Raw genomic sequence first — 25,519 nt, 5'->3', positions numbered from 1 at the left:
CGGGGTCAGTTCAGCACGACGGGATCGGCCTTGGCCACGCGGTCGAAGGCGGCGAGCGTGTCGAGAAGCCCCGCCATCTGGTCGAGCGGGATCATGTTCGGCCCATCGGAGGGGGCGTTCGCCGGGTCGGGGTGGGTCTCGATGAAGAAGCCCGCGACGCCGACCGCCGCGGCGGCGCGCGCCAGCACCGGGGCGAATTCGCGCTGGCCGCCCGAGGCGCCGCCGAGCCCGCCGGGCTGCTGCACGGAATGGGTCGCGTCGAAGATCACCGGGTAGCCCGTTGCAGCCATCTGCGGCAGCCCGCGCATGTCGGTGACCAGCGTGTTGTAGCCGAAGCTGCTCCCGCGCTCGCACAGCATGATCGAGCGGTTGCCGGTCGAGGCGATCTTCTGCGCGACATTGGGCATGTCCCAGGGCGCGAGGAACTGGCCCTTCTTCACGTTCACGGGCTTGCCGGTCTCGCCCGCGGCCAGCAGGAGGTCGGTCTGGCGGCAGAGGAAGGCCGGGATCTGCAGCGCGTCCGCGACCGCGCCGGCAAGGCGGCACTGTTCCTCGGTATGCACGTCGGTCAGAACTGGCACCCCGACCTGGCGCCGGACCTCGGCCAGCACCTCGAGCCCGCGCTCGATCCCCAGTCCGCGCTTGCCTCCGAGCGAGGTGCGGTTGGCCTTGTCGAAGCTCGCCTTGAACACGTACGGGATCCCGCGCGCGCGGCAGACCTCGTGCATCGTCGCGGCGATCTCGACCGAGTGGCTCACGCCCTCGGCCTGGCAGGGGCCCGCGATCAGGGCGAAGGGACCGTCATTGGCGAAGGTCGCCGCGGCGACGTCGCCGCCGCCGATGGTCACGCGGTGGCTGGGGGCATGGGTCACGGGGCTTGCTCCGTTGGCTGCTCTGAGCCGGAGATAGCCGATCCCCGCCGCCGCGTCACGGGGCGCCGACACGAGCGCGGGAAATTCGTGCGGCGCGAAGGGCTGGCATCGCGTGTCGCGGCATGTATAGAGAGGGGCATGTTCGAGCGGCTTGCCAGTATCTTCACCGATATCCCCCGCGAACGGGCAGCGCCCGATGGGCGCGAGGCCTTCGCCGCGGTCCTGATGCGCGCGGCCTCGGCCGACGGCCAGGTCGAGGGGACCGAGCACGCGATGGTCGCCGAGCTGATCGCGCGGCGCTTCGGGATGACCCTTGCCGAGGCGAGCGAGTTGGCCGAGAGCGGCGCCGCACTGGCCGAACGCGCCTCGGACCTCGTCAGCCTCACCCGGGTGATCAAGGATACCGTGCCCTACGAGGAGCGCATCGGCGTGATCGAGGCGGTCTGGGAAGTGATCTATGCGGACGGCGTGCGCTGCGACGCCGAGGCCGCGCTGGTGCGCAAGCTGTGCGGGCTGCTCTATGTCGAGGACCGTGACGCGGGGCTTGCGCGCCAGCGGGTCACGCAGCGCCTCGACGAGACCTGATCCCGCGCCCGGACCGGGCGGCCCGAGGCGGCGCTGCCGCCGCCTCAGATGTAGGAAAAGATCAGGAAGCCGGTCAGCAGCACCGACACCCACAACGCCATCGCGCCCGAGGGGCGGGTACGCGAGAGGGGGCCGTCGGGCCCGTAGTTCTCGTAGAGCCCCTCGATCAGCACCCCGACCCGGCGCCACGAGCCCGCGACGAAGCCGCGGTAGGCGCCTACCCAGATAGCCTGGGCCTGGCGGATCACCGCACGCCCACCGCGCCGCCAGAACCAGTCGAAGTCGAGATTGGTCGAATGCAGCTCGGGCGGGTAGAGCCCGGTGCGCATCAGCACCGTGAAGGCCAGCGCCGAGAACACGAGCAGCTGGAGCTGGGTGACCACGTGCTCGACGGTGTAGGCGTGGTAGGTCACGTCATATGGCAGGATGGCGTAGAGCGGCCCCGGGAAGATCCCGATAAGGATGCACAGCGCCGCCGTGATCCCCATGGCGATCAACATGTTGAGCGGCGCCTCCTTGGGGCGCATCCCGGAGTCGTGGGCGAAGAAGGCGAAGAACGGGATCTTGATGCCCGAGTGGTGGAACACGCCCGCGCTGGCGAACAGCAGCACCATCCAGGTCCAGAAATACCCCTCCTTCATCGCGGCCGAGATGATCAGCGCCTTCGATATGAAGCCCGAGAACAGCGGGAAGGCCGAGATCGATGCCGCGCCGACGATACAGAAGGCCGTCGTCCAGGGCATCGTCTTGTACAAGCCGCCAAGCTCCGAGCCCTTGACCGTGCCGACCCTGTGCAGCACCGCGCCCATCGACATGAACAGGAGCGCCTTGTAGAGGATGTGGCAGAAGGCATGTGCCGCCGCCCCGCTGATCGACAGCTCGGTGCCGATGCCGATCCCGACCACCATGAAGCCCAACTGGTTGTTCAGGCTGTAGCTGAGCACGCGCCTGAGATCGTTCTCGATCACCGCGTAGAAGATCGGAAACGCGGTCATCGTGGCGCCGATCGGCACCAGGATCTCGGTCCCCGCGAAGCCGCGCGCGAGCGAGTAGATCGCAAGCTTGGTGGTGAAGGCCGAGAGCATCACCGTGCCGGTCACCGTCGCCTCGGGATAGGCGTCCTGAAGCCAGTTGTGCAGGAACGGGAAGGCGGCCTTGATGCCGAAGGAAATGAAGATCAGCAGGCCGGCGGTGGTCTCGATGTCGAAGCTCTCGAAGGCGATCGAGCCCGTCTGGCCGTAATGGATCATGGTGCCGGCCAGCAGCAGGACGCCCGAGCCCACCTGCACGACCAGGTAGCGCATGCCGGCGCTCAGGGCGTGCTCGGTTCCCCGCGCCCAGATCAGGAAGACCGAGGCGATGGCGGTGCCTTCCCAGAACAGGAAGAGCGTCACCAGGTCGCCGGCGAAGACCGCGCCGATGGCGCTGCCGGCATAGACGAGGCCCGCGACCTGTTCGAGCCAGCCCTTCACGTGCAGCTGGTAGATCACCCCGAGCCACAGCGCGATCGTGAAGATGTAGCCGAAGATCAGGCTGAGCCGGTCCACGCGCAGGGTGGTCAGCTCGAGATCGAAGACGGTGATCACCCCGTGCTGCCCGTGGTCGAGCGTGAGCACGTAGAAGAAGACGATGACCGGCAGCGCGAGCATCCAGATCCTGCGCATCTGGCTGCGCAGGAGCGGCACCAGCAGGGCGCCGAGGATGATGACGAGCCCGGGCGAGATCTCGATCAGATGATCACCGATCATAGTAGTCCTCCGGACGCATCACCACTTTGCGCAGTTCCTTGGCGGCGAGCACGAGGAAGACGCAGCCGACGAAGCCATAGATGCCGTAGAAGCCGATCCAGTGCTCGATGGCGAATGGGCCGTGCTTGTGGATCAGCGGATCGATCAGCAGCAGGAAGGCGCTGAAGCCGTAGACGCCGTAGACGATCTTGTTGACGTTGCGCTTGTGGTCGAACCAGCGCGCCGGCTCGCCCTTCTTGGCGCGGGGGACGTCGTTCGGGTCGAGCGTCGGCTCACTGTAGATTGACATTGGCCTCTCCTTCGACAGGGGGCTGCGCGGCGTCGACCGGCGCAATCTCGGCGAGCAGCGTCTCCAACTCGCTCGCTCCGAAGAACAGCAGGAGGCACAGGGCCGCGGTCGCGAGCAGGGCGAGCAGGCAGGCGATCGGCGCCTCCTTCAGCGCGACGGGCTCGCCCGGCTTGGCGTCCGGCGGCGCGACGAAGAAGCCTCGCGCGGCGATGGGCATGAGGTAGGCGATGTTGAGCAGCGAGCTGATCATCAGCACCGCGAGGACCCAGTACTGGTCCGCGTCCGCCCCGCCGACGCCGATCCACCACTTGCTCCAGACACCGATCAGCGGCGGCAGCCCGATGATCGAGAGCGAGCCGATCAGGAAGGTGCCCAGCGTGATCGGCATCTTGCGGCCGATGCCGTCGAGCTGGCTGACCTCGGTCAGGTGGTGGGCGGTGTAGATCGCGCCCGCGCCGAAGAAGAGCGTGATCTTCGAGACCGCATGGGCCGCGATGTGCATTGCTGCCCCGATCACCGCCGCGGGCGTGGCGATCGCCGCCGCCATGACGACGTAGGAAAGCTGGCTGACCGTCGAGTAGGCGAGGCGCGCCTTGAGGTTGTCGCGCGTCAGCGCCACCATCGAGGCCAGCACCACGGTCGCGCCGGCGATATAGGCGACCGGAAGCGATGCGCCGGTCTCGGCCAGCAGGTCGATGCCGAAGATGTAGACCGTGATCTTGAGGACCGAGAACACGCCCGCCTTGACGACCGCAACCGCGTGCAGCAGGGCCGAGACCGGCGTCGGCGCCACCATCGCGGCGGGCAGCCAGAAATGCACCGGCATCAGCGCGGCCTTGCCGATGCCGTACATGAAGATGGTGTAGAGAACCGCCAGCATCCCTGTCGTCAGTCCGGCGCCCGCCAGGACGCCGCCCGGCGTGAACTCCGTCGTGCCCGCCGCCGTCAGCACCCAGATAATGGCCGGCAGCATCAGCAGCATCGAGGTGCCCATCAGCAGGATGAGATAGACCCGGCCCTTCGCCTTGGCCTCGTCCGTGCCCTTGTGCGTGACCAGCGGGTAGGTCGAGAGCGTGAGCAGCTCGTAATACAGGAACAGCGTCAGCAGGTTGCCGGCGAACGAGACGCCGATCGCGCCGCCGATTGCGACGGCGAAGCAGATGTAGAACGGCGTCTGCCGCGGCTCGTTGTTCCCGCGCATGTAGCCGATCGAGTAGACCGAGTTCACGATCCACAGCGTCGAGGCCACGGTCGCGAACAGCATGCCCAGCGGCTCGAGCACGAAGTCGATCGAGACGCCCGGGAACAGCTGGATCGGGTGAATCTCGGGCCGCTCGCCGTCGAGCACGCGCATGAGCAGCGTGATCACGACGATGAACAGCCCGCCCGCCGTTGCCAGCGTCACCGCCTCGCGCAGGTTTGGCCAGCGCCCCGCAAGCCAGATGCCGATCGCGCCGGCGAAGGGCAGCAGCAGGGCGATGTCCATGAGTAGCGTGCTGGTCATCGCGCATACCCCTCGAGCAGAACACGCGCGGCGTCACTCGCAACTCCGGCGGAAAACTCGGTGAAGAACCCGAAGATCACGACGGCGACCGCGAGCGCCACGGCGGCGAGCACCAGCTCGGGTGGCGCGCGGCGCGGCGCGTCAGACAGCGGAGCGCGGAACCACGCCACCTCGACCACGCGGCCGATGTAGAAGACCGCCATCAGCGACGAGACGACGATCACGGCGACGATCCACCACATGCCCTGCTCGGCGGCGCCCTGGATCAGGTACCACTTCGAGATGAAGCCCGCGGTGCCCGGCACGCCGATCAGGCCGAGGCCCGCGATGACGAAGGCGCCCATGGTGACCGGCATCGTCCGGCCGAGGCCGGCCATGTCGTCGATGCGGACCGCGCCCGTCGCGAAGATCACCGCGGCAACCGCGATGAACAGCGCACCCTTGATCAGGGCGTGGTTGAACATGTGGCTGATGCCGCCGGTCAGCCCGGTCTCGCTGATCATCGCGATGCCGAGGATGATGTAGCCGATCTGGCTGACCGACGAGTAGGCCAGCATTCGCTTCACGTTGGTCTGGAAGATCGCCGAGAGCGAACCCGAGATCATCGCCACCGAGGCAAGGATCATGAAGAGCGTCGCGGCAGGGGTCTCGGGCAGCACGAAATCAACGCCGTAGACAGAAAAGGTGAAGCGCAGCAGCAGGTATACCGCAACCTTCGTGGCGGTCGACGCGACGAAGGCAGACGCCGACGACGGCGCGTAGGCATAGGCGTTCGGCAGCCACAGGTGCATCGGGAACAGGGCGAGCTTGAGTCCCAGACCGACGATGATGAAGGCCACCGCGGTGAACAGGGGCCGCGTCGCCTCGATCTGCGGCAGCCGCTGCGCCAGGTCGACCAGGTTGAGCGTGCCGGTCATCGCCAGCAGCAGGCCCACGCCGATGACGTAGAAGGTGGCGCCGACCGTGCCGATGATCAGGTACTGGTAGGCGGCGACCAGGGCGCGCCGGTCACGTCCCATCGCGATCAGGATGTAGGTCGCAAGCGACGAGACCTCCATGAACACGAAGACGTTGAAGGCGTCGCCGGTGACGATCATGCCCATCAGGCCGCACAGGCAGAGCAGGAACGCCGCGTAGTACCATGCGCGGTTCTCGGGGTTGACCTCGTCGTCGATCGAGCGCGGCGACCCCGCGAGCACCACGCCGGCCATGACCGAGACGAGGATCGCGAGATAGGCGTTGGCGAGATCCACGCGGAACTCGATCCCGACCGGCGGCGCCCAGCCGCCCAGCGCGTAGGAGATGGGTCCGGATGCCTGGACTTCCCAGAGCATCAGGATCGAGATGACGGGCAGGGCCAGGCCGACGGCCAGCGAGACGAGCCAGGCGATCGTCCCGTTGCGCACCAGCGCGGCCAGCACCGCGCCGACGAGCGGGACGACGGCGGCGAGCGCGGGCAGGTGCTCGGTCACATGGAAGGCGTGATGCTCGACGCTCATGCGGCGTGGTCTTCCCTGTCGATGACGGGCACGATCTCGTCCTCCTCGATCGAACCGAAGGCTTCGTTGATCCGCACCGCAAGCGCGAGGCCGAGCGCGAGCGTCGCGACGCCGACCACGATGGCGGTGAGGATCAGCACATGGGGCAGCGGGTTCGCGTAGACCGAATACTCGGACGCGAGGATGGGCGGGGTGCCGCCCAGGATCTTCCCGGGGCTCAGGTACAGAAGATAGACCGACGTCTGGAACACCGACAGGCCAAGCAAGCGCTTGATCATGTTGGATTTTGCCACGACGATATAGAGGCCCGAGACCATCAGGAGGATGGTCACCCAGTAGTTGTAATGCTGGGCGATCTCTTCGAAGAGCGTCATTCGCGGCCCCTCCCGGCGAAGGCGTAGAAGATCGCGAGCATGGTCGAGGACACCGTCACCAGCACGCCGATCTCGACCAGGAACACGCCCCAGTGCTGGCCGTGAACCATGTCGCCATGCATCAGGTTCGAGTAGTCGAGATAGTTGCGGCCGGTGAAGAAGCCGGCGATGCCGACGCCCGCGAAGATGGCGACGCCCAGCGGCATCATCGCCTCGACCAACCCCGGCGGGACGGCGCGCTGGGCCGCGTTGATGCCGTAGATGATGCCGTAGAGGATGATGCCGGCCGCGACGATCACGCCCGCCTGGAATCCGCCGCCCGGCCCGAAATCACCGTGCAGCTGCACATAGAGGCCGAACATCAGGATGAAGGGGATGAAGATCTTCGCGACGATGCGAAGGATCGTGTCGAGCCGCATCGATCAGTCCTCCCGCCGTTCGGCCTTGCGCCAGCGCTTGAGCAGCATCAGCACGCCAATGCCCGCGGTGAAGACGACCGTGGTCTCGCCCAGCGTATCGAAGCCGCGATACGAGGCCAGGACCGAGGTCACGACGTTGGGAATGTCGGTCTCGGCCATGTTCCGGGCGAGGTAGTCGGCGCCGACATGGGTGTTCAGCGGCGTGTCCGCGCTGCCGAAGGGCGGCAGGTCCAGCGTGCCGAAGATCAGCACCGCGCCGGTCGTGCCGGCGACGACCGCGGGCAGCAGCGGCGAGTAGCGCGGCTCGGCTTCCTCGGTCTTGGTCAGGTAGAGCGCGCCAAGCGCCAGAACCGTCGAGATCCCTGCGCCCACCGATGCCTCGGTCATCGCCACGTCGACGGCGTCCAGCACCATCATCACGCTGGCCATCAGGAAGGAATAGGCGCTGGTCAGGACGACAACGGCGAAGAGGTTGCGCACCCGGATGATGCCGAAGGTGATCAGTGCCAGCAGCGTGAGCAGCACCATGTTGATGAGCTGTTCCATCAGCGGTCCTCGCGCGTCGGGTCGGGGGCGGCGTCGGGGTTCGCCCCGGTGTTGCCTGCGGGGCCGTATCCGGGCGCCGGCTCGGCGATCGTGGCGCCGTCGTCGGGCAGGGGCGTCTCGCCTTCCTCGGGCGTCTCGGAGGCGAGCGGCTGGGCGAGCCTGACGCCAAGCTCGGGGAAGAGGTCGACGCAGTCGGTCGGCACCAGCCGTCCGTCGGGCGCGGCGAGAAGCGGCTTCGCGCCGTCATGCAGTGCGGCGCGCGCCAGCGCGTGCGTCGCGACCGCGCCGGTGGCCCAGAGCACGAGCACGACGAAGGCGATCTTCACCGCGAGCAGGCTGGGGCCCGCCTGCAGGATCATGCCGAAGCAAAGAAGGCCCACGCCCATCGTGTCCGAGACCGAGACCGAGTGCATCCGCGTGAACAGGTCGGGCATGCGCGTCATCCCGACCGCGCCGATCACGTAGAAGGCCGCGCCCGCGGTCAGGGCGATCCAGCTCAGGATATCCACCAGCACCGAGATCATTCCGGTTCGCGCTCCTTCGCCGGGTCCTGGGCGTGCCCGAGCGCGCCGTAGCGGAAGAACTTGAGCACGGCGAGGGTGCCGATCATGTTGAGCAGCGCGTAAGTGATGCCGATATCGAGAAATTCCGGGCGGCCGGTCATGAAGCCGAAAAGCGCCAGCAGCATGATGGCCGAGGTGCCGATGGCGTTCGCGGCCAGCAGCCGGTCGAAGGCCGTGGGGCCCTTGAGCGCGCGCACCACCGCGAGCGTGAGCGCGACAAGCACGCCCAGGATGGCAACGGAAAACATCATGCCTTCTCCTCTGCCGCCGGCTCCTGGTCGCCATGATCGAACCAGCCGACCCAGCGGTTCATCGGGTCGTCGGCGAAGCCCTCGGCGCCCTCGCGGGTGATCGCGTGGACCCAGATCGTCCGGCCCCGCTCGGACACTTCCACCGAGATGGTTCCGGGCGTGAGCGTGATAGAGTTGGCGTAGGTCGCGATGCCCACCGCGCTGTCGGCGTTCGAGCGGACCTTCACCATGGTCGGCGAGATCGGCAGCTTGGGATCCAGGATGATGCGCGAGACGTTGATGGCAGAGAGGGCCATCTGCCAGCCTAGCCACGGCCAGTAGAGCGCGGCCCGGGGCAGGCGCTCCATCGGGAAGGATTCGACGTCGGTGATGCCCTTGAACAGCGAGAACAGCACCACCGCCACGGCGAGTACCCCGCCCGAGACGACGAGCCATGTCTCGTAGTGCCCGGACAGCAACAGCCAGTAGCCGAAGAGCGTCAGCGTGATGAGGATCAGGCGCATTTGCGGCTCCCCCGGGTCATGCGTGTCGTCTCCCCCCTGCCAGTCGTGCCGGTTGTCTGGCCGGTCACGGCGTGGTCCGTCAAGTGCCCGGAGCATGTTATCGTCTTTTCCGCGAGCGTGCCGGCAAACTTGCGCGCAAGAAAGATTGTTTCGTCCCGGGGTGAGAATACAAATCTGGTATACCACGGATTGTCAACTGGAAGAGGCGCGGTCGGGCGGGTTGCTCGCCAGCGGCTCGCCGCGCAGCTAGAGTGCCGCCGATGGATGCGGGAGAGACGAGCCTCGCCCGGCGAATCGCCGGATGCAGACTGTGCGCGGAAGAATTTTCCGCGACGGCGACGGCACATGAGCCGCGCCCGGTTCTGCGCGCCGAAGCCTCGGCCCGGATCCTGATCGCGGGGCAGGCGCCGGGGATGCGGGTTCACAACACCGGCCTTCCGTTCAACGACCCCTCGGGCGACCGGCTCCGGGACTGGATGGGGATCGACCGCGAGACGTTTTACGACGCCAGTCGAATCGCCATCGTGCCGATGGCGTTCTGCTTTCCGGGTTACGACGCGCGCGGCGCCGATCTGCCGCCGCCGCGCCGCTGTGCCCGGACCTGGCGCGCCGAGGTGCTGGCGGGGCTGCCGCGGATCGAGCTGACACTTGTGATCGGCCAGTACGCGCAGGGCTGGCACCTGCCGGGGCCGCGGCGCGGCGTCACGCAGACCGTGGCAGACTGGCGCGCGGGCTTGCCCGGTGTCCTGCCGCTGCCGCATCCAAGCTGGCGCAACACGGGCTGGCTCAAGCGCAATCCGTGGTTCGAGGCCGAGGTCGTGCCGTGGCTGCGCGCGTCGGTCGCGAGGCTCGCGGCATGACCGGGCGCGGGATAGGGGCGCTGATGGCAGCATGCCTGCTGGTCGGTTGCAGCGCGGGCGGCCCACTCGACGCCCCTGTGGACACCGCCGACAGCGGTGCACGGGTTGCATCGCTGGGAACGCAGGAGCTGGTCTCACGCGCCGGCTATGCGGGCCCCACCGTGCCGGGCGCGGACGGCACCGGACTGCCGCTCAGCCTGTGGCAGGCCGACGAGCCGCGGGCTGTGATCCTTGCGCTGCACGGCTTCGGCGATTACGGGCCGCTGACCTTCGAGGGCGCGGCCGAAAGCTGGGCCGAGGCCGGGATCACCACCTATGCCTACGACCAGCGGGGCTTCGGGCGCGGCAGCACGCATGGGCGCTGGCCGGGCGCGCCGGCGCTGGTCGATGATCTTCAAGCGGCGGCCGCCTGGGTTCGCGCCCGCCATCCCTGCCTGCCGCTGGTGGTGGTCGGCCATTCCATGGGCGGAGGTGTCGCGATGGCGGCGGCGGGGCAGGGCCTAGACGCCGATGCGCTGGTGCTGGCCGCGCCCGCGATCTGGGGGGGCTCCGAGCTCAATCCCGCCCACCGCCTCGCCGCTTGGTTGGCGGCCACCACGGTGCCCGAGCGGCGCTTCAGCGGCGAGGGGCTGGTGCGCATCCAGGCCTCGGACAATATCGAGATGCTGCGCCGCATGGCGCGCGATCCCTATTACCTCCGGCCGCCCAGCGCCCGCGAGATGATGGGGCTGGTCCGGATCACCGACATGGCCGCGGCATCGGCCGAGGAGGTCCGGATGCCCGCGCTGCTTCTGCTGGGCGAGCGCGACCAGATCGTGCCGGAGGGCGCGGTGCGCCGAGTGTTCAAGCGGGTGTCCGGGCCGCGCGAGACCCGGGTCTATCCGGATGGCTGGCATCTGCTGTTCCGCGACCTCGAGGCAGCCAGGGTGTGGCGCGACGTCGCCAACTATGCGCTGGATCAGGCGCCCGAGCCGCGCTATGCGGGCCCGGCTTGCGGCGCGACCGACGCCGGCTGAGGGGCAGATGAGGCAGGCCATGGCGGCGACACGGCTCGACATGCTCTGGCAGGCGATCGAGGCCGACCGCGAGGGCGACCGCCCATGGCTCGACTTCTACGAGGGATTCGCCACCGCTCGGCTGCACCTGGCACTGGACGGGGCCGAGGGCGACCGGGTGCGCCCGACGCTGCTGCCGCTGGCCGAGGGGCGGGCGGCGATCGCCTTCGACAGCGAGGATCGGTTCGCCGCGGTGATCGGGCGGCCGACCGAGCATGCGGTGCTGACCGGGGCCGATCTTGCCGCGCTCATGGCTTCGCAGGGAATCGCGCTCGCGCTCAATCCCGGGATCGAGGGGGGCTGCCAGACGGTGCTGGAGCCCGATGCGCTCGACTGGATCGCGCGCCATCTGGTGGCGGGGCCCAGCGAGGAGGCCGTCGCCCGCGGGCGCCTGGGCCCGCCCGCATCGCCCGAGCCCGAGTTGCTGGACGCACTTGCGCGGCGCGTCGCCGATCTTGGGGCCGCGGTCGGCGAGGCATGGCTCGCGGGTCTGGCAGAGGCGGGCGACGAGGACGAGTTGATCCTCGTCGTGCGGCTGGAACCCGGCAGCGCGGCGCTTGCGCCCGAGATCATGGCGACGCTGACCCGGACCGGCCAGACGGCGACCGCGCGGCGCTTCGCCGTCGCGCCCGCCGAGGACGGCGCGGCGATCCTTGCCGCCGCGCGGCGCCACGGGATCGGCCTCGGCGCGTGACCGCGGCGGGAGGCGGCATTGCGCCACTGGTAGCGCCCCTTGCCGCAAGACGCGCAAATCCCTAGAAACCCGGCCAGTTCAGCCGCCATTCGCGCCCCGCATGGTGCGCGCCGCAGTCAGGAGACTTGCCGATGGAAAAGCCCAAGAAGGTCGTGCTTGCCTATTCCGGCGGCCTCGACACCTCGATCATCCTCAAGTGGCTGATGGTCGAATACGGCTGCGAGGTCGTGACCTTCACCGCCGATCTCGGCCAGGGCGAGGAGCTGGAGCCCGCGCGCAAGAAGGCCGAGATGATGGGCGCCTCGGCGATCTACATCGAGGATCTGCGCGAAGAGTTCGTGCGCGACTTCGTGATGCCGATGTTCCGCGCCAATGCCGTCTACGAGGGGCAGTACCTGCTTGGCACCTCGATCGCGCGGCCGCTGATCTCGAAGCGGCTGGTCGAGATCGCGCGCGCCGAGGGTGCCGACGCCATCGCCCATGGCGCCACGGGCAAGGGCAACGACCAGGTGCGCTTCGAGCTTTCGGCCTACGCGCTGGAGCCCGGGATCAAGGTGGTGGCGCCCTGGCGCGAATGGGACCTGACCTCGCGCACGCGGCTGATCGAATGGGCCGAGCAGCACCAGGTCCAGGTGCCCAAGGACAAGCGTGGCGAGGCGCCGTTCTCGGTCGACGCGAACCTCCTGCACACCTCGTCCGAGGGGAAGGTGCTGGAGGATCCGGCGCAGGAGGCGCCCGACTATGTCTACCAGCGCACGGTGAACCCCGAAGACGCGCCCGACCAGCCCGAATACATCGAGATCGGCTTCGAGAAGGGCGACCCCGTCTCGATCAACGGCGCGGCGATGAGCCCGGCCGAGATCCTGGCCGCGCTGAACGAGTATGGCCGCAAGCACGGCATCGGGCGGCTCGACCTCGTCGAGGGGCGCTATGTCGGCATGAAGTCGCGCGGCATCTACGAGACGCCGGGCGGCACCATCTGGCTGGCGGCGCATCGGGGCATCGAGTCGCTCTGCCTCGACCGGGGGGCGGCGCATCTCAAGGACGAGCTGATGCCGAAGTATGCCGAACTGATTTACAATGGTTATTGGTTCAGCCCCGAGCGCGAGATGCTGCAGGCGCTGATCGACAAGAGCCAGGAACATGTCCGCGGCACCGCCCGGATGAAGCTCTACAAGGGGCAGGCGTCCTGCGTCGGCCGCTGGTCGGAGGCGAGCCTCTATTCCGAGGCACATGTGACCTTCGAGGAGGACGCCGGCGCCTACGACCAGAAGGACGCCGAGGGCTTCATCAAGCTCAACGCTCTGCGGCTCCGGCTGCTGGCGATGCGCAACCGCCGCGGCCAGCCCTGATCGGCGCGCGCGGCGCCGCCGCGCGTTCAGGCTTTTCCCTAGGCTTCCTGAGGCATTAGGCTCGTTCCTGAAGGGGAGGAGTGATGTCGATTCGGGTTGAAGCCTATGTGCTGATGAAGCGTGCTTGGCGCGCGGATTTCGAGGGGGTCGCCTCGGATTTCGAATGGCGCTACCCGCAGATCGGCAAGCCGCGGCTGATGCGCAACCGCGGCAACGACCACCAGGCGGCCATCGTGGTCGAGGGCGCGCAGGTCGAGATCTCGGCGGTGTCTGCGCCCTATCCGCAGGAACAGCTGCACCCGCCGATGCGCACGCTGGGGCACGACGCGGCCGAGGTCGACAGGCTGACCGAAGGCCAGGCGGCCTATGCGGTGGTCTCGACCAGTTTCGATGGAGACGGCCTCGACATCAACCTGGCGCATGCTGCACTGGTCACGCTGATGACCGGCGTGGTGGCTCACAGGGCCAACGCGCTGGCGGTCATCTGGCCCGACAGCTGGGTCTGCCAGACGCCCAAGGCGTTCGAGGACGCGGCGGCGTCCGTGCTGCGCGGCCAGGCTCCGGTCAATCTGTGGTGCGCCTTCGCGCAGTCGAACCCGCCGCAGCTTGGCGGTGCCGAGATGACGGGCATCGTCTCGTTCGGCCTGCGAAAATTCATCGGGCGCGAGCTCGAGCTTGCGCCGACGCCCGCGGTCCCGGGTGAGGCGATCGCCTGCATGCGCGAAGCCGCCCGCCGGCTCCTGGCCGGGGAATGGGAACCGGCCGATTACGGAGAGATCGCGCTCAAGAGCTTTGCCTCGCCACTTGGCGTGCGGCTGGCGGACCAGGGGTTCCTGCGGCCGGGCATGCCCGCCGTGGTGCTGGTCGCGCCCGAGGCGGCGGTCGATCTTCGCACGCTGGCGCGCAAGACGGGCAAGGATGCGCCGGCCGCCGAGGGCGCGGGGCTGCTCAAGCGGATCTTCGGCCGTGGCTGACGATACCGCGCGGGGCGTGATCGACCATCTGGTGGTGGGCGCCGCCTCGCTCGAGGCCGGGAGGCGATGGGCCGACGCGGTGCTGGGTGTCGCGCCCGGGGGATCGGGCGCCCATCCGACCATGGGCACGGTCAACCTGCTTTGGAACCTTGGCGGCGCCTATCTCGAGGTAATCGCCGTCGATCCCGGGGCGCCGCATCCCGGACGCCCGCGCTGGTTCGGGCTGGACGACCCGGGCGTACAGGCGCGGATCGCGCAACGCCCGCGCCTACTGACCTGGGTGGCGCGGCCGAGCCAGCCGCTGGCCGAGGCGGCGGCCGCATCCCCGGTCGATCCGGGGCCTGTCGAGCGCCATCATCGGGGCGAGCTGTTCTGGCACCTGACGGTCGCGCGCGACGGTCACCCGCCATTGAGCGGCGCGATGCCATCGCTGATCGAGTGGCCCGAGGGCGTCGCTCCGCCGCCCGACCGGCTGCCGCCCTGTGGGCTTGCCCTGCGGCGCCTGACGCTGCCAGACCGGCCGGAGCTTGCGGCCGCGCTCGAGGTTCTGGGCGTGCGGGGCTGCGTGACGATCGATCCCGGCGCCTCGGGGCTTTCGGCGGTGATCGGGACGCCGGGCGGCGAGGTGACGCTCGACTGATCGGCGTCCGGCCGCCGGTCGCGGCGTTCAGCCCGCCAGCAGCGCCTCGAGCCGGGCGGCAAGATCCTCGGGCGGCCCGTCGATCCCCAGCGTCTTGAGCCGCGAGGTAGCGCCCGCCTCGATCGTCACGGCGGATTTCGGCACGCCCAGGGATTTCGCGACCATCGCGATCACGGCCGCGTTGGCCGCGCCATCAGCCGGCGGGGCGGTCACCTTCACGACCAGCAGCGCATGGCCCTCGGCGTCGCGGGCAAGCCCCTCGATGCGCGCACGGCGCGCTTTCGGCGTGACCCGCAGCCTGACCCTCAGGCCGCCCGCGACCGTCACCCACGGGAGCCCCTCGGGCATCTGCGGCTCAGCCGTAGGCGAGGGGCGCGAGATTGTTGTTTACCAGCACCTGGAGCGCGAACAGCGCGAACAGCACCAGCAGCGGCGCGAGGTCGATGCCGCCCATGTCGGGCATGAAGCGGCGCACCGGGCGGTAGAGCGGCTCGGTCAGCCGGTTGAGCGCATTCCAGACCTGCCAGACGAATTGCTGGCGCGTGTTGAGCACGTTGAAAGCGATCAGCCAGCTCATGATCGCCTGGATGATGATCACCCAGAAGACCAGGTCGACGGCGAGGTTGAAGATCGCAAGGAACGAGGCCATGAAGCCCTCCGGCACCGGTGACGGGACATTGTCTGGGGCCAGAGGTATCCCGCCCGCAGCGCCCGTGCAACCCGAACCGTTTCAAGGTGTTTTCCCCATTGACACCCGCGCGCGCCGCAATTACTTCCGTGCGCGTCGGGGCCGTAGCTCAGCTGGGAGAGCGTCGCGTTCGCAATGCGAAGGTCAGGGGTTCGATCCCCCTCGGCTCCACCAAAATCCCGCGCAATGTTGACTGATCTGGCTCCGGGCCGCGCTTGACGTGCACGGGGCGCCGCGCGTGTGTCCCCACGCCAGCCGGTTCTGGGATTGCTTTCAGATACCGCTGCAACGCCTTCCGTGACGCCGGAAATTCGACGTCACGCATGGCCGCGCGGTGTGCGCCCACACTGGGACGCGACGCGGCCCCGAGGGGCCGCGCCGGTTGCTCAGAAGCTCAGCGAGATGTCACGGTGCACGGCGCTGCAGGCCGCGACGTAGAGCGCCTGCTCGTGCGGCAGGCGCGGCTGGTTGCGCAGGCCGATCGTGTTCTTGATGGCCTCGTCGTAACGCTCGAGCGCGGGGGCGAGCTCGCTGACCGCCCGGGTGCGCCAGGCGAGATCGGCCTCGAACTCGGCCAGCGCGTCCTGGATGTACTCGGCCGCCTTCTCGGGGTCGGGTGCGCGGCCGCGCACCTCGCGGCGCGCCTTGGCCAGCAGCGAACGGATCTCGCCGGCGCCGGGCACGTTGCCGACCCGCGATTCCTCTTCCTTGAAGCGCTCCTCGGCCGCTTCGCCGTCGAGGCTGGGGAAATCGGCCGCAAGCTGCCTGAGCGGGGCCTCCAGCTCCTTGAGCGCGTCGGTGCCAGCGAGAACGTCGCGCAACTCGATCACCGGCTTGTAGGCCGCATCGACGGCGCGGCGATAGGCGTTGCGGGCGTTGCGGTCGGCCTTGGTGATCTCGTTATAGGCCTTGTGGGCCTCATCCCAGACCGACGGGATCTTGGCGAGCAGGGCGTCCCGATCGGCCTCCAGATCCTCGATGCGCTCCTTCGCGCGCTCGATGGCGGGGCTCTCCTCGCGCGCCCGCTCGACGCGCGTCTTGAGCACCTCGAGCCGCTCCTCGATGTTGAGGGCATCGCGCTCGATCGCCCGCACCGTGCGGTGAAGCGGCCGGTACTCGACCGCGCCGTCCTCGAGCCGCTTCTCGACGGCCTTGATCTCGTCCATCAGCGGGAAGCTTTCGGCGGCGCTCTCGAGCCCCTCCTTCAGATCGCGCGCGAGGTTCTTGGGCAGGTACGACACATCGATGCCCGACATCTCGTCGATCGCGGTACGGATGGCCGCGCCTTCGGCCTGGAAGCGCTCGTAGACGTAGTCCTCCATGCAGTACTGGAGCTTGGGGTTGAGCGGTGGCGGCGCGGTCTCGGCCGTCAGCGAGGCGCGGGTCGGCAGGTAGTTCACGAGCGGCGGGTAGGTGCCGACGATGAACAACGCGATCAGCTGTAGCGAGATGAAGGCGATGACGCCCTTGTACATCTGGATCGTCCGGATCGCCGCAGGGGCCACGCCGCGCAGGTAGAACAGCGCGAAGCCGAAGGGTGGCGTCAGGAACGAGGTCTGGATGTTCAGACCGATCATCACGCCCAGCCAGACGGCGGTGACGTTCGCCTCGGGGTCGGCCAGCAGGATCGGCGAGACGATGGGCACGACGACGACCGCGATCTCGATGAAGTCGAGGAAGAAGCCGAGCACGAAGATCACCGCCATGACGATGACGAACTTCATCCAGAAGCCGCCGGGCAGCCCGTTGAGGAAGTCCTTCACCAGTTCCTCGCCGCCAAAGGCGCGGAACGCGGCGGTCAGCATCGCGGCGCCGAGCAGGATGATGAAGACGAGCGAGGTGGTCTTCGCCGTATCGAGCATCACCTCGTGCAGGGTGTTCTCGATCTTGAGGGCGCGCCAGCCGCTCCAGACCAGCGCGATCAGCAGCATCACGACGCCGATCAGGGCGACGGTGAGCGCGAAGCGATCCTCGGCTGTGGCGACGTTCTTGATGTTGATCGCGTGGTGCGAGGCAGTCACCGCGATCAGCACGACCCCGGCGATGGCGATCAGGGCGGGGACGTAGGTGGTCTTGCCGCCGGGGTGGAGACGGTAGCCGGCCATGATCATGGCCCCCACGGCGCCGATGGCGCCGGCCTGGTTCACCGTCGCGACGCCGCCGATGATCGACCCCAGCACGAGGAAGATCAGCAGGAGCGGCGGCACCAGGGTCAGGATCACGTTGCCGAGGAAGCGGCCGTCATATTTGCCCTCGTACGGGACCGCCGGCGCGAGGTGCGGCCGGATCAGCGCGAAGGCGAGGATAAAGAGGATATAGAGCCCGACGAGCATCAGGCCCGGGACCAGCGCGCCCAGGAACATGTCGCCGGCGCTGGTCGAGACGACGCCGTATTCGGACGGCATCGAGATCTCGCCCGTGCTCTGCTTGTAGAGCACCTTGCGCGCGGTGTCGGCCTGGTCGACGGCGCTGGCCAGCTGGTCGGCCAGGATGATCAGCACGATCGAGGGCGGGATGATCTGCCCCAGCGTGCCCGACGCCGCGATCGCGCCGGTCGCCAGCGGCTGCGAGTAGTTGTGGCGCATCATCGCCGGCAGCGAGATCAGGCCCATGGCGACGACGGTGGCGCCGACGATGCCGGTGGTCGCGGCCAGCAGGCCACCCACGAACACCACCGAGATCCCGAGGCCGCCGGGAACCGGCCCGAAGAGCTGCGCCATGGTGACCAGAAGGTCCTCGGCGATCTTCGAGCGCTGGAGCATGATGCCCATGAAGATGAACAGCGGAATCGCGATCAGCGTGTCGCGTTCGGGCTCCCAATAGACGCCGCGCAGGTTGGTGACGCCGGCACTGAGCCATTGCGTCGGCCCGCCGCTGTGGAAATAGGCGTCCGGACTGCCGGCGAACAGGTAACCCGCACCGGCCGCCAGGCCGATGGTGATGATCGCCGAGCCGGGCAGCGCGAAGGCCACCGGGTAGCCGGATCCGAGGGCGATCACCATCACGAGGATCAGGATGAGGAGGAAGAACAGTTCCATTTGAGGGTTCCCTGGCGCCGGCTCACATCATCTCGGAATGGGTTTCGTGCCCGCCCGGCTCGCCCCGCCTGTCGGCGAAGGCGTCGAAGAGCTGCGCGACGAACTGGATCAGCATGGTGATCGCAAAGACCCCGAGGAAGCCCGCCATGAAGTATTTCACGTACATGCCGAAGCCCGCCTGCGTGACCTCGAATACGAGGATCGGGCTGGCGATGATGCTGGACTTGCCCGCGAAGCCGACGATCAGGATCGTCCAGCACAGCGACATGCCCAGCAGGATCGAGCCCCAGCCGTTCACGAGGCCCTTCGTGCGGCGCGTGAAGCCGGCGTAGAGCAGGTCGACGCGGACATGGCCGTCGTCGAGCAGGGTGAAGGCCGAGGCGAAAAGGAAGAGCGCACCATACCAGAAGCGCACCAGGTCGGCCATGAAGGCCTGTTCGTAGGAGAAGACGAAGCGGCAGATCACGATCAGCAGCTCGGCCGCGACGACGAGGAAGGCAAGCCAGACCACGCTGAGGCCGCGCGTCAGCGCGCCGATCACGATGCCGAGGATCACCAGGGGCACGTGGAAATAGGGGCCGCGGAACTGCGAGCGCCCAAGGTCCCCGGCCAGCTGCGAACCGACGACGCCCTCGAGCATTCCCTCGACGCGCATGAAGGACAGGATGGCGTCGCCAAGCCCCACCAGGAAGACGACCCAGAAGGCCGCCCGGACCAGGAAGGCGTTGAAGTTGCTGACGCGCGTGGCATCGTCGCGAAGGCTGGTGCCACCCGAGCGCAGCACATGCAGCACGCCGAGCAGGGGCAGGCCGAAATAGAGCGCGAGTTGAACGATGCCGAGCGTCGAGCTGTCCCCGGCGAAGAGGCTGCCCGCGCCCGGCCATCCCATCCAGATCGTGAGGATCGAATTCGCCATGAAGGCCGCCAGCATGGCGAGCATCGCCCAGCCGAAGGCTCGCACCAGGAAAGGTCCCGACCCGTCCGTCGTCGCCATCGTCTGTTTCCCCGTGAACCTATTGCACAAGCGGGACGAGGCCTGAGCCTCGCCCCGCAGGTCTTCGTTTCAGGCCAAGCCGGCCAGCTGGATCAGATACCGATCACGGCGTTGCGCTTCTGGACGTACGCCGCATCCGAGATGGCCATCCAGCCACCGATGTCCTGACGCGCGGCGAGGACGCTGTCCATGATCCGCTTGGACAGGTCGGAGTGCTCGCGCGCTTCCTCGATGACCGCGGTCGCCGCCTCGCCGAATGCCTCGTAGACGTCGTCGTTGAACTCGCGCAGCTCGACGCCGTTTTCCTTGATCAGCTTGGTGAGGTAGGTGCCGTTGTTGGCGTTCGTCTCGGCCATCTGGCGCGCGTTCTCTTCGTTGCACGCCGCCTCGAGGATGTTCTGGTCGTTCTTGGACAGGCTGCCCCACCACGAGGCGTTCATGCCCAGCGCCAGCTGCGAGCCCGGCTCGTGCATGCCCGGCCAGTAGTAGTACTTGGCGGCCTCGTAGAACTTCAGGAAGTAGTCGTTCCAGGGGCCGACCCACTCGGTCGCGTCGACCGCGCCGGAGACCAGGTTCTCGTAGATCTGGCCGCCCGGGAGCGAGACCGGCGAGCCGCCGAGCTTGGCGATGACGTCGCCGCCAAGGCCCGGGATACGCATCTTGAGGCCCTTGATGTCGTCGGGCGAGTTGATTTCCTTGTTGAACCAGCCGCCCATCTGCACGCCGGTGTTGCCGCAGGCGAAGTTCTTGAGGCCGAACTCGCCGGCCAGCTCGTCCCAGAGCTCCTGGCCGCCCGCGAATTTGATCCAGGCGTCGATCTCGGTGTAGGTCAGGCCGAAGGGCACGGCGGTGAAGGCCGCCCAGCCCGGATGCTTGCCCTTCCAGTAATAGTCAGCGCCGATATAGGCTTGGGCGTTGCCCGAGGCGACCTCGTCGAACGAGTCGAACGCGCCTACGCGCTCGCCGGCGGCAAAGTACTGCGTGGTGATCCGGCCTTCGGTCAGCTCGGTGATCCGGGCGGCGAGGCGCTGCGCGCTGGTGCCGAGGCCCGGGAAGTCACGCGGCCAGGTCGAGACGATCACCATGTCGGTGCGCGACTGCGCGATCGCAGGCGCGGCGAGCGTGGTGGCCGCACCCGTCAGTGCTGCGCCCTTCAGGAAGAGACGGCGTTCCATTTGCGATAATCCTCCGGTCTGTGCGTATTGGTTACTCGCGTGCATCCGTATTCGTTCTGCTTGGGATGCGCATTTCCGATCGGTCTTGTTGTTGGCTTTAACCGTTCCAGGAACCTCGGTGGCACTATAGCTATCGGCATGGCTTGCCATGCGCAAGCAACATCATTGCCGAGGATACTGCCGTCGCCCCGTTTTCCTGCATGCGACATGGCGCGCACTGCAAAGGTGTTTGGCGGCTTCTGCGGCACATGACAGCCGGCCGTTTGCCTGACTATGGTGCTCGCGCGTTCCGGCACGCGCCGGAACCCGGGCACGGAGTTCCGGCGATGGTCGAGGATGCCGACGGCGCCGTGATCCGCACCGGGATCACCGCCAACGCTGACGAGGTCGGGCGCGCCGGGCTGCCGGTCAGAGAACCGTCCCGGGCGGTGGTCACCGTGGCGCAGGGACGGATCACGCCGGGTTGGCGCCGCCGACCGGGCATCAGAGGAGTAGAGGGAATGACGCGACTGGACGAAACCGCAAGCGGGGTCTTCGTGATCGCCGTGACGCCGTTCAGGGCCGATGGGGCGGTCGATTTCCAAAGCGTCGACAGGATGGTGGATTTCTACCTCGGTGTCGGCGCGACGGGGTTGACCGTGCTGGGCATGATGGGCGAGGCGCCCAAGCTGACGGCCGAGGAATCGCGCGACGTCGTGCGGCGCGTCCTGGCGCGCGTCGACGGGCGGGTGCCGGTCGTGGTCGGCGTCTCGTCGCCCGGCTTCGCGCAGATGCGCGCGCTGTCCGATGCGGTGATGGGCGACGGCGCGGCCGCGGTGATGGTGGCGCCACCCGCCAGCCTCGCGACAGATGCCCAGATCGTCACCTACTACCACGGCGTGGCCGAGGAGCTTGGCGACACGCCCTTCGTCCTCCAGGACTACCCGCTGGTGACCAAGGTGCAGATCGCGCCGTCGGTGATCCTGAAGATCGTGGAAGACCTGCCAAGCTGCGTGATGCTCAAGCACGAGGACTGGCCTGGGCTCGCCAAGATCTCGACCCTGCGGGCGGCGAGCGATGCCGGCGCGCGGCGGATCTCGATCCTGTGTGGCAATGGCGGGCTGTTCCTGCCCGAGGAGATGGGCCGCGGCGCCGATGGCGCGATGACCGGCTTCGCCTATCCCGAGATGATGGTCGGCGTCTGTCGCCACCACGCGGCTGGCGAGCCCGGGCGCGCGCGCGATCTCTTCGACGCGTATCTGCCGCTCGCGCGGCTCGAGCAGCAGCCGGGCATCGGCCTCGCCATCCGCAAGCACATCCTCGCCCGGCGCGGCGTGATTGCCGACGCCAGCCTGCGCCGGCCGGGCGCGAAGCTGAGCGCCGCCGACATCGCCGAGGTCGAGACCCTGATCGCGCGGCAGGAGAAACGGCTCGGCGAGATCGGCTGACGCCAAGCCGCCGGCGCCCGCCCCTCCGGGCGCCGGCCTCGCGGTCGGCGCGTCCGCGTCAGGCGTATTCCTCGATCTTGCGGGTGATGCGGCGGAACATCGGCATCGACCGGCCCTCGACGAAGGCATCGAGCACCGAGTGCAGGATCTCTCGGGCCTCGTCGTTGCGGCCGGCGCGCGAGAGCAGGTCGGCGAGGCTCTCGGCCGCGCGGAACTCGGACGCGAGATGCCCAAGGCGCCGCGCGCGATCGCGTGCTTCGGAGAAACACCGGAAAGCGGCGTCGGCATCCGCGCGCAGGGCGTGCATCTCGCCCTCGACCCGGGCCAGCTCGGGCCAGAAGAAATGGGCGCTGTTGGCCTCCATCATCGCCCGGGCGTCCGTGAACTCGGCCATTGCCGCCTCGAACTCGCCGGCGCGCGCCAGCGCCAGGGCATAGGGCGGCAGCAGCATCGGCAGGAAGACCGCGAAGTCGAGCCGCCGCAGCATCTCGAGCGCCGCGCGCAGCTCGGGCAGGGCCTCGTCGCTGTGGCCCTCGTGGAGATGCGCCATCCCCCGCGACGCGCGCCCCAGCGCGGCCCAGAGCGGCATGCCGTCGCGCTCGCTGAGTTCGATGCAGCTCTGTGTCACCTGCGTTCCCAGGGGCACAATCTCGGCGGCCGAGAGGAAGCACGACAGGTGCCCCAATCCGTAGCCCGCCGTATGCGCATGGCTTACCCGCTCGATGTCGGCGATGGCGCGCTCGGCCTCGGCGACGGCCGTGTCGAAGCGGCCTTCGAGCGTCAGGCACCCGATGCGGTAGCAACGCGCGGCGACCCCGACGTCCTGACCGAAGCGCGAGGCCAGCCGCCCGTGCACCCCCGGGTCGTACCAGGTCTCGGCCTCGTCGAGCGCGCTTTCAGCCTCGGCGACCCGGCCCATCATCGTCAGAACGGTGCCGCGCAGCCGCCGCCCCAGCGCACGGGCAAGGCCGTCCTTGCCCTTGTCGCTCTCGGTGCAGATCGTGATCGCGATGTCGAGCGCCTGTTCGAGCCGGCCCGGCACGTAATGGCCCGCCCAGCGGCCGTAGAGGCCGTCGATCAGCAGCTCATTGTCGCCGGTGCGCCGGGCGATGCGCTCGATCTCGGCATAGGTGCCGGTGGTCTTCTGCGCCGCGTAGCCGGCATGGGCGATGCATGCCTGCCCGAGCAGCAGGAGCAGGCGCTTGCGCTCGCGCAGGGTGAAGGCGTCCTCGGGCTCGCCATCGATGGCGGCAAGCGCCGCGTCGAGATGGGCGAGCGCCTCGGCATAGGCCGGGCGGCGCAGGGCCTGCTCGGCCGCCTGCCGGCCATATTCCACGGCCTCGCGGGCCAGGCCCGCCTCGGCGGCATGCTGGGCAAGGACGCCCGGAGCCGCGGTCGGGCTTTCGCGGAGGACCTCGAAGATGCGCCCGTGGATCTCCTGCCGGCGCCGGTTCAGAAGGCTCTCATAGGCGGCGTCGCGGACCAGAGCGTGCTTGAACAGGTGGCGCTCGTCGCCGCCCAGCCGCGAGAAGACCAGTTCGACCTTGCGAAGCTGGTCGAGCGCCTCAGCGATGCGCTCGCGCGACAGCCGCGCGACCTCGGCCAGCGGGGCCGTCTCGAACTCGCGGCCAAACACGCTCGCGATCTGCGCGATCTCCTTGACCTCGGGCAGGCGGTCGAGCCGGGCCATGAGCGTGTCGTGCAGGCTGGCGGGGACGGTCATCTCGCCGCTCTCGATCATCGCCTTGGTCAGTTCCTCGATGAACAGGGGCACGCCGTCGGTGCGCTCGATGATCGCCTCGATGGTCTCGGAAGGCAGGTTGCCGCCGCCCAGGCGGCGCACGATCTCCTGCACCCCGCCGCGGCCGAGGCGGTTGAGCGAGACGCTCGACACATAGCTCTGATGCGGCAGCCCGGGTGGGTTCTCGGGCCGGGCGGTGATCAGTTGCAGGACGGGCTGGTTTTGCTGGCAATCCACGATTGCGCAGGCGAACTCCTCGGTGGTCGGGTCGGCCCAGTGGGCGTCCTCGAGCAGCACCAGCAGCGGTCCCTGGCGCGCCAGCGAAACGACGTGATCGATCAGGGCGCGGAAGGTTGCCGCGCGCCGCGCCGATGGCGGCAGGTCGATCGCCCCGTAGCGCGCCTCGCCGTCGAGCCCCATGAGATCGGCGATCAGCGCGGTCGACAGCGCCGACACGCCGTCGTGCCGCAGCAGGGCCTCGAGCTTGTCGAGGCGCTGGTCCAGGTCGTCATCGGGCCGGATGCCCGAGGCGGCGTTGAAATAGCTGATCACCGGCCAGAGCGCGATGTCGCGGTGGTAGGGCGAGCACTGGAGCGTGACCAGTTGATGGCGCTCCTTCTCGATATCCTCGCACAGCGCGCGGGAGATGCGCGACTTGCCGATGCCCGCCTCGCCCAGCAGCAGCACGGTCTGCCCCTCGCCGCCGCGTGCCAGTGCCCAGCGGTCCTGCAGCAAGGCAAGCTCGGTCCTGCGTCCGACCATCACGCCGGTCGCATGACCCTCGCGCCCGCTGAACCGGTCATGCGCGGGGTTCCGTCGCAGCACGGCATAGACGGTCTGGGGCTTGGCGATGCCCTTGATCTCGTGCGTGCCCAGGCTCTCGAGGATGAAGGCGTTGCCCAGCAGGCGGCGGGTGCTGTCGGACACGACGATGTGGTTCGCCTTGGCGAAGGCCTGGAGGCGGGCCGCGAAATTCGGCGTCTCGCCGATGGCCGTGCGGTCGCCACTCTCGGCGCTGCCGATCAGCTCGCCCACCACCACCAGCCCGGTGGCGATGCCGATGCGGCAGCTCAGCGGCTCGGCGAGGGGCGCGCGACGGTTTATTGCGGCGATGATCTCGAGCCCCGCATCGACGGCACGCTCGGCCGAGGACTCGTGCGCCTGCGGCCAGCCGAAATAGCACAGCGCCCCGTCACCGAGGTATTGCGCGACATGCCCGCCAAGGCGGGTCACCAGCCCGGCGACGATGTCCTGGTAGTCGCGCAGCACGTCGCTCCAGACCTCGGGGTCGAGCCGGCTCGACAGCACCGTCGAGCCAACGAGGTCGACGAACATCACGGTGAGCCGGCGACGCTCGGCATGGGCATGTGCGACGGCCTGCACAGGGATGGCCGTCGCGGGTCCGGGTGGCGGTGCCGGTTCGGGCGCCGGCGCAGGCTCGGGCGGGTGGAGGGCCGCGACCGCGCGCGCAAAGCGCTTTCGGTCCCCGATGGTCATCCCCAGTTCGCGAAGGTCCGCATCGGTGAGTTCGGCAAGAAGGTCGGACGTGATGTCGTTGGCCTCGAATGCGTCCGCGTAGCGCCCGCATTCGATTGAATCGAGCCACTGCCTCAGGTCGATCACGGACCGCATCTCCTTGCCCCACTGCGTCTGGCGCCCATTGGATGCGCTCGGCGCATGGATTTCAACGGAAAGCCGCCTGGCATGCCGCCTCCGCCCGTTCGTTCC

At 68.5% G+C, this 25,519-nt stretch carries 25 protein-coding genes and 1 tRNA gene; 9 read left to right on the top strand and 17 right to left on the bottom strand.

The annotated features are described in order from the left end of the window. Window positions 1-5: 5 nt before the first annotated feature. Window positions 6-842, bottom strand: a complete 837-nt coding sequence (gene kdsA, locus H0I76_RS02715) for a 3-deoxy-8-phosphooctulonate synthase (RefSeq protein WP_200607820.1) — start codon at window positions 840-842, stop codon at window positions 6-8. 168 nt (window positions 843-1,010) lie between these two features. Between kdsA and H0I76_RS02710 the strand changes: the two genes are divergently transcribed. Further along, window positions 1,011-1,457, top strand: a complete 447-nt coding sequence (locus H0I76_RS02710; RefSeq protein WP_200606696.1) for a tellurite resistance TerB family protein — start codon at window positions 1,011-1,013, stop codon at window positions 1,455-1,457. A 44-nt stretch (window positions 1,458-1,501) separates the two neighbouring features. Here the strand turns inward: H0I76_RS02710 and H0I76_RS02705 are convergent, their stop codons facing one another. The 10 genes from H0I76_RS02705 to H0I76_RS02660 are packed head-to-tail and all read right to left on the bottom strand — an operon-like array spanning window position 1,502 to window position 9,153. Further along, the gene (locus H0I76_RS02705; RefSeq protein WP_200606694.1) at window positions 1,502-3,205 is read right to left on the bottom strand and encodes a Na(+)/H(+) antiporter subunit D; all 1,704 of its coding nucleotides are present in this window, start codon (window positions 3,203-3,205) and stop codon (window positions 1,502-1,504) included. Further along, a complete protein-coding gene (locus H0I76_RS02700) occupies window positions 3,195-3,494 on the bottom strand; it encodes a hypothetical protein (RefSeq protein WP_200606692.1) in 300 nt (99 codons plus the stop codon). Before H0I76_RS02700 ends, H0I76_RS02705 begins: the two co-directional genes overlap by 11 nt. After that, a complete protein-coding gene (locus tag H0I76_RS02695; RefSeq protein WP_200606690.1) occupies window positions 3,478-4,998 on the bottom strand; it encodes a monovalent cation/H+ antiporter subunit D family protein in 1,521 nt (506 codons plus the stop codon). The genes H0I76_RS02700 and H0I76_RS02695 overlap by 17 nt, the downstream gene beginning before the upstream one ends. Next, entirely contained in the window at window positions 4,995-6,497 is a 1,503-nt protein-coding gene (locus H0I76_RS02690) for a monovalent cation/H+ antiporter subunit D family protein (protein WP_200606688.1), read from the bottom strand. Before H0I76_RS02690 ends, H0I76_RS02695 begins: the two co-directional genes overlap by 4 nt. Then, a complete protein-coding gene (locus H0I76_RS02685) occupies window positions 6,494-6,871 on the bottom strand; it encodes a cation:proton antiporter subunit C (protein WP_200606686.1) in 378 nt (125 codons plus the stop codon). Before H0I76_RS02685 ends, H0I76_RS02690 begins: the two co-directional genes overlap by 4 nt. After that, the gene (locus H0I76_RS02680) at window positions 6,868-7,290 is read right to left on the bottom strand and encodes a Na(+)/H(+) antiporter subunit B (RefSeq protein ID WP_200606683.1); all 423 of its coding nucleotides are present in this window, start codon (window positions 7,288-7,290) and stop codon (window positions 6,868-6,870) included. Before H0I76_RS02680 ends, H0I76_RS02685 begins: the two co-directional genes overlap by 4 nt. A gap of 3 nt (window positions 7,291-7,293) precedes the next feature. Then, window positions 7,294-7,836: a DUF4040 domain-containing protein gene (locus H0I76_RS02675; RefSeq protein WP_200606681.1), complete on the bottom strand. Its 543-nt coding sequence runs from the start codon at window positions 7,834-7,836 to the stop codon at window positions 7,294-7,296. Next, window positions 7,836-8,360 (bottom strand): monovalent cation/H(+) antiporter subunit G, encoded by a 525-nt coding sequence (gene mnhG / locus H0I76_RS02670; RefSeq protein ID WP_200606679.1) that lies wholly within the window; start codon window positions 8,358-8,360, stop codon window positions 7,836-7,838. The genes H0I76_RS02675 and mnhG overlap by 1 nt, the downstream gene beginning before the upstream one ends. After that, entirely contained in the window at window positions 8,357-8,647 is a 291-nt protein-coding gene (locus H0I76_RS02665) for a monovalent cation/H+ antiporter complex subunit F (protein WP_200606677.1), read from the bottom strand. Before H0I76_RS02665 ends, mnhG begins: the two co-directional genes overlap by 4 nt. Further along, on the bottom strand, window positions 8,647-9,153 hold the full coding sequence (locus H0I76_RS02660; RefSeq protein ID WP_200606675.1) for a Na+/H+ antiporter subunit E: 507 nt from the start codon (window positions 9,151-9,153) through the stop codon (window positions 8,647-8,649). The genes H0I76_RS02665 and H0I76_RS02660 overlap by 1 nt, the downstream gene beginning before the upstream one ends. Window positions 9,154-9,413: 260 nt before the next feature. On the opposite strand from H0I76_RS02660, the gene H0I76_RS02655 reads away from it, so the two are divergent. The 6 genes from H0I76_RS02655 (at window position 9,414) to H0I76_RS02630 (ending at window position 14,728) form a co-directional block, all read left to right on the top strand. After that, window positions 9,414-10,013, top strand: a complete 600-nt coding sequence (locus tag H0I76_RS02655; RefSeq protein ID WP_200606673.1) for a uracil-DNA glycosylase family protein — start codon at window positions 9,414-9,416, stop codon at window positions 10,011-10,013. A 23-nt stretch (window positions 10,014-10,036) separates the two neighbouring features. Further along, window positions 10,037-11,029, top strand: coding sequence for an alpha/beta fold hydrolase (locus H0I76_RS02650; protein WP_200606671.1), 993 nt, complete (start codon window positions 10,037-10,039; stop codon window positions 11,027-11,029). Between the two features lie 7 nt (window positions 11,030-11,036). Next, on the top strand, window positions 11,037-11,762 hold the full coding sequence (locus tag H0I76_RS02645) for an SseB family protein (protein WP_200606669.1): 726 nt from the start codon (window positions 11,037-11,039) through the stop codon (window positions 11,760-11,762). 131 nt (window positions 11,763-11,893) lie between these two features. Further along, window positions 11,894-13,114 carry an argininosuccinate synthase gene (locus H0I76_RS02640; RefSeq protein WP_200606659.1) on the top strand — a complete coding sequence of 407 codons (1,221 nt, stop codon included), beginning with the start codon at window positions 11,894-11,896 and terminating at the stop codon, window positions 13,112-13,114. Between the two features lie 83 nt (window positions 13,115-13,197). Further along, window positions 13,198-14,088 carry a hypothetical protein gene (locus H0I76_RS02635; protein WP_200606657.1) on the top strand — a complete coding sequence of 297 codons (891 nt, stop codon included), beginning with the start codon at window positions 13,198-13,200 and terminating at the stop codon, window positions 14,086-14,088. Next, window positions 14,081-14,728, top strand: a complete 648-nt coding sequence (locus H0I76_RS02630; protein ID WP_200606655.1) for a VOC family protein — start codon at window positions 14,081-14,083, stop codon at window positions 14,726-14,728. Before H0I76_RS02635 ends, H0I76_RS02630 begins: the two co-directional genes overlap by 8 nt. 27 nt (window positions 14,729-14,755) lie before the next feature. On the opposite strand, the gene H0I76_RS02625 is transcribed toward H0I76_RS02630, so the two are convergent. Continuing rightward, complete coding sequence (locus tag H0I76_RS02625; protein ID WP_200606653.1) at window positions 14,756-15,076, bottom strand: DUF167 domain-containing protein; 321 nt, start codon at window positions 15,074-15,076, stop codon at window positions 14,756-14,758. 7 nt (window positions 15,077-15,083) lie between these two features. Next, entirely contained in the window at window positions 15,084-15,377 is a 294-nt protein-coding gene (locus H0I76_RS02620; protein WP_200606651.1) for a YggT family protein, read from the bottom strand. A 137-nt stretch (window positions 15,378-15,514) separates the two neighbouring features. On the opposite strand from H0I76_RS02620, the gene H0I76_RS02615 reads away from it, so the two are divergent. Beyond that, a tRNA-Ala gene (locus H0I76_RS02615) sits at window positions 15,515-15,590 on the top strand. 212 nt (window positions 15,591-15,802) lie between these two features. Here H0I76_RS02615 and H0I76_RS02610 read toward each other — a convergent pair. The 3 genes from H0I76_RS02610 to H0I76_RS02600 all read right to left on the bottom strand — a co-directional run bounded on the left by H0I76_RS02610 (window position 15,803) and on the right by H0I76_RS02600 (window position 20,623). After that, window positions 15,803-18,454 (bottom strand): TRAP transporter large permease subunit, encoded by a 2,652-nt coding sequence (locus H0I76_RS02610; RefSeq protein ID WP_200606649.1) that lies wholly within the window; start codon window positions 18,452-18,454, stop codon window positions 15,803-15,805. Between the two features lie 22 nt (window positions 18,455-18,476). Further along, window positions 18,477-19,448: a TRAP transporter small permease subunit gene (locus tag H0I76_RS02605; RefSeq protein WP_200606642.1), complete on the bottom strand. Its 972-nt coding sequence runs from the start codon at window positions 19,446-19,448 to the stop codon at window positions 18,477-18,479. Between the two features lie 92 nt (window positions 19,449-19,540). After that, window positions 19,541-20,623 carry a TRAP transporter substrate-binding protein gene (locus tag H0I76_RS02600; RefSeq protein WP_200606634.1) on the bottom strand — a complete coding sequence of 361 codons (1,083 nt, stop codon included), beginning with the start codon at window positions 20,621-20,623 and terminating at the stop codon, window positions 19,541-19,543. 500 nt (window positions 20,624-21,123) lie between these two features. Here H0I76_RS02600 and H0I76_RS02595 point away from each other — a divergent pair, with 500 nt between their 5' ends. Beyond that, a complete protein-coding gene (locus H0I76_RS02595; RefSeq protein ID WP_200607818.1) occupies window positions 21,124-22,050 on the top strand; it encodes a dihydrodipicolinate synthase family protein in 927 nt (308 codons plus the stop codon). A 58-nt stretch (window positions 22,051-22,108) separates the two neighbouring features. Here H0I76_RS02595 and H0I76_RS02590 read toward each other — a convergent pair whose 3' ends face one another. Beyond that, window positions 22,109-25,414 (bottom strand): AAA family ATPase, encoded by a 3,306-nt coding sequence (locus H0I76_RS02590; protein WP_200606620.1) that lies wholly within the window; start codon window positions 25,412-25,414, stop codon window positions 22,109-22,111. Between the last annotated feature and the right edge of the window lie 105 nt (window positions 25,415-25,519).

Source organism: Thermohalobaculum xanthum, from assembly GCF_016623495.1.
Taxonomy (GTDB): domain Bacteria; phylum Pseudomonadota; class Alphaproteobacteria; order Rhodobacterales; family Rhodobacteraceae; genus Thermohalobaculum; species Thermohalobaculum xanthum.
Note: the sequence above shows the minus strand (reverse complement) of the source record. Positions and strands in the feature narration are given on the sequence as shown.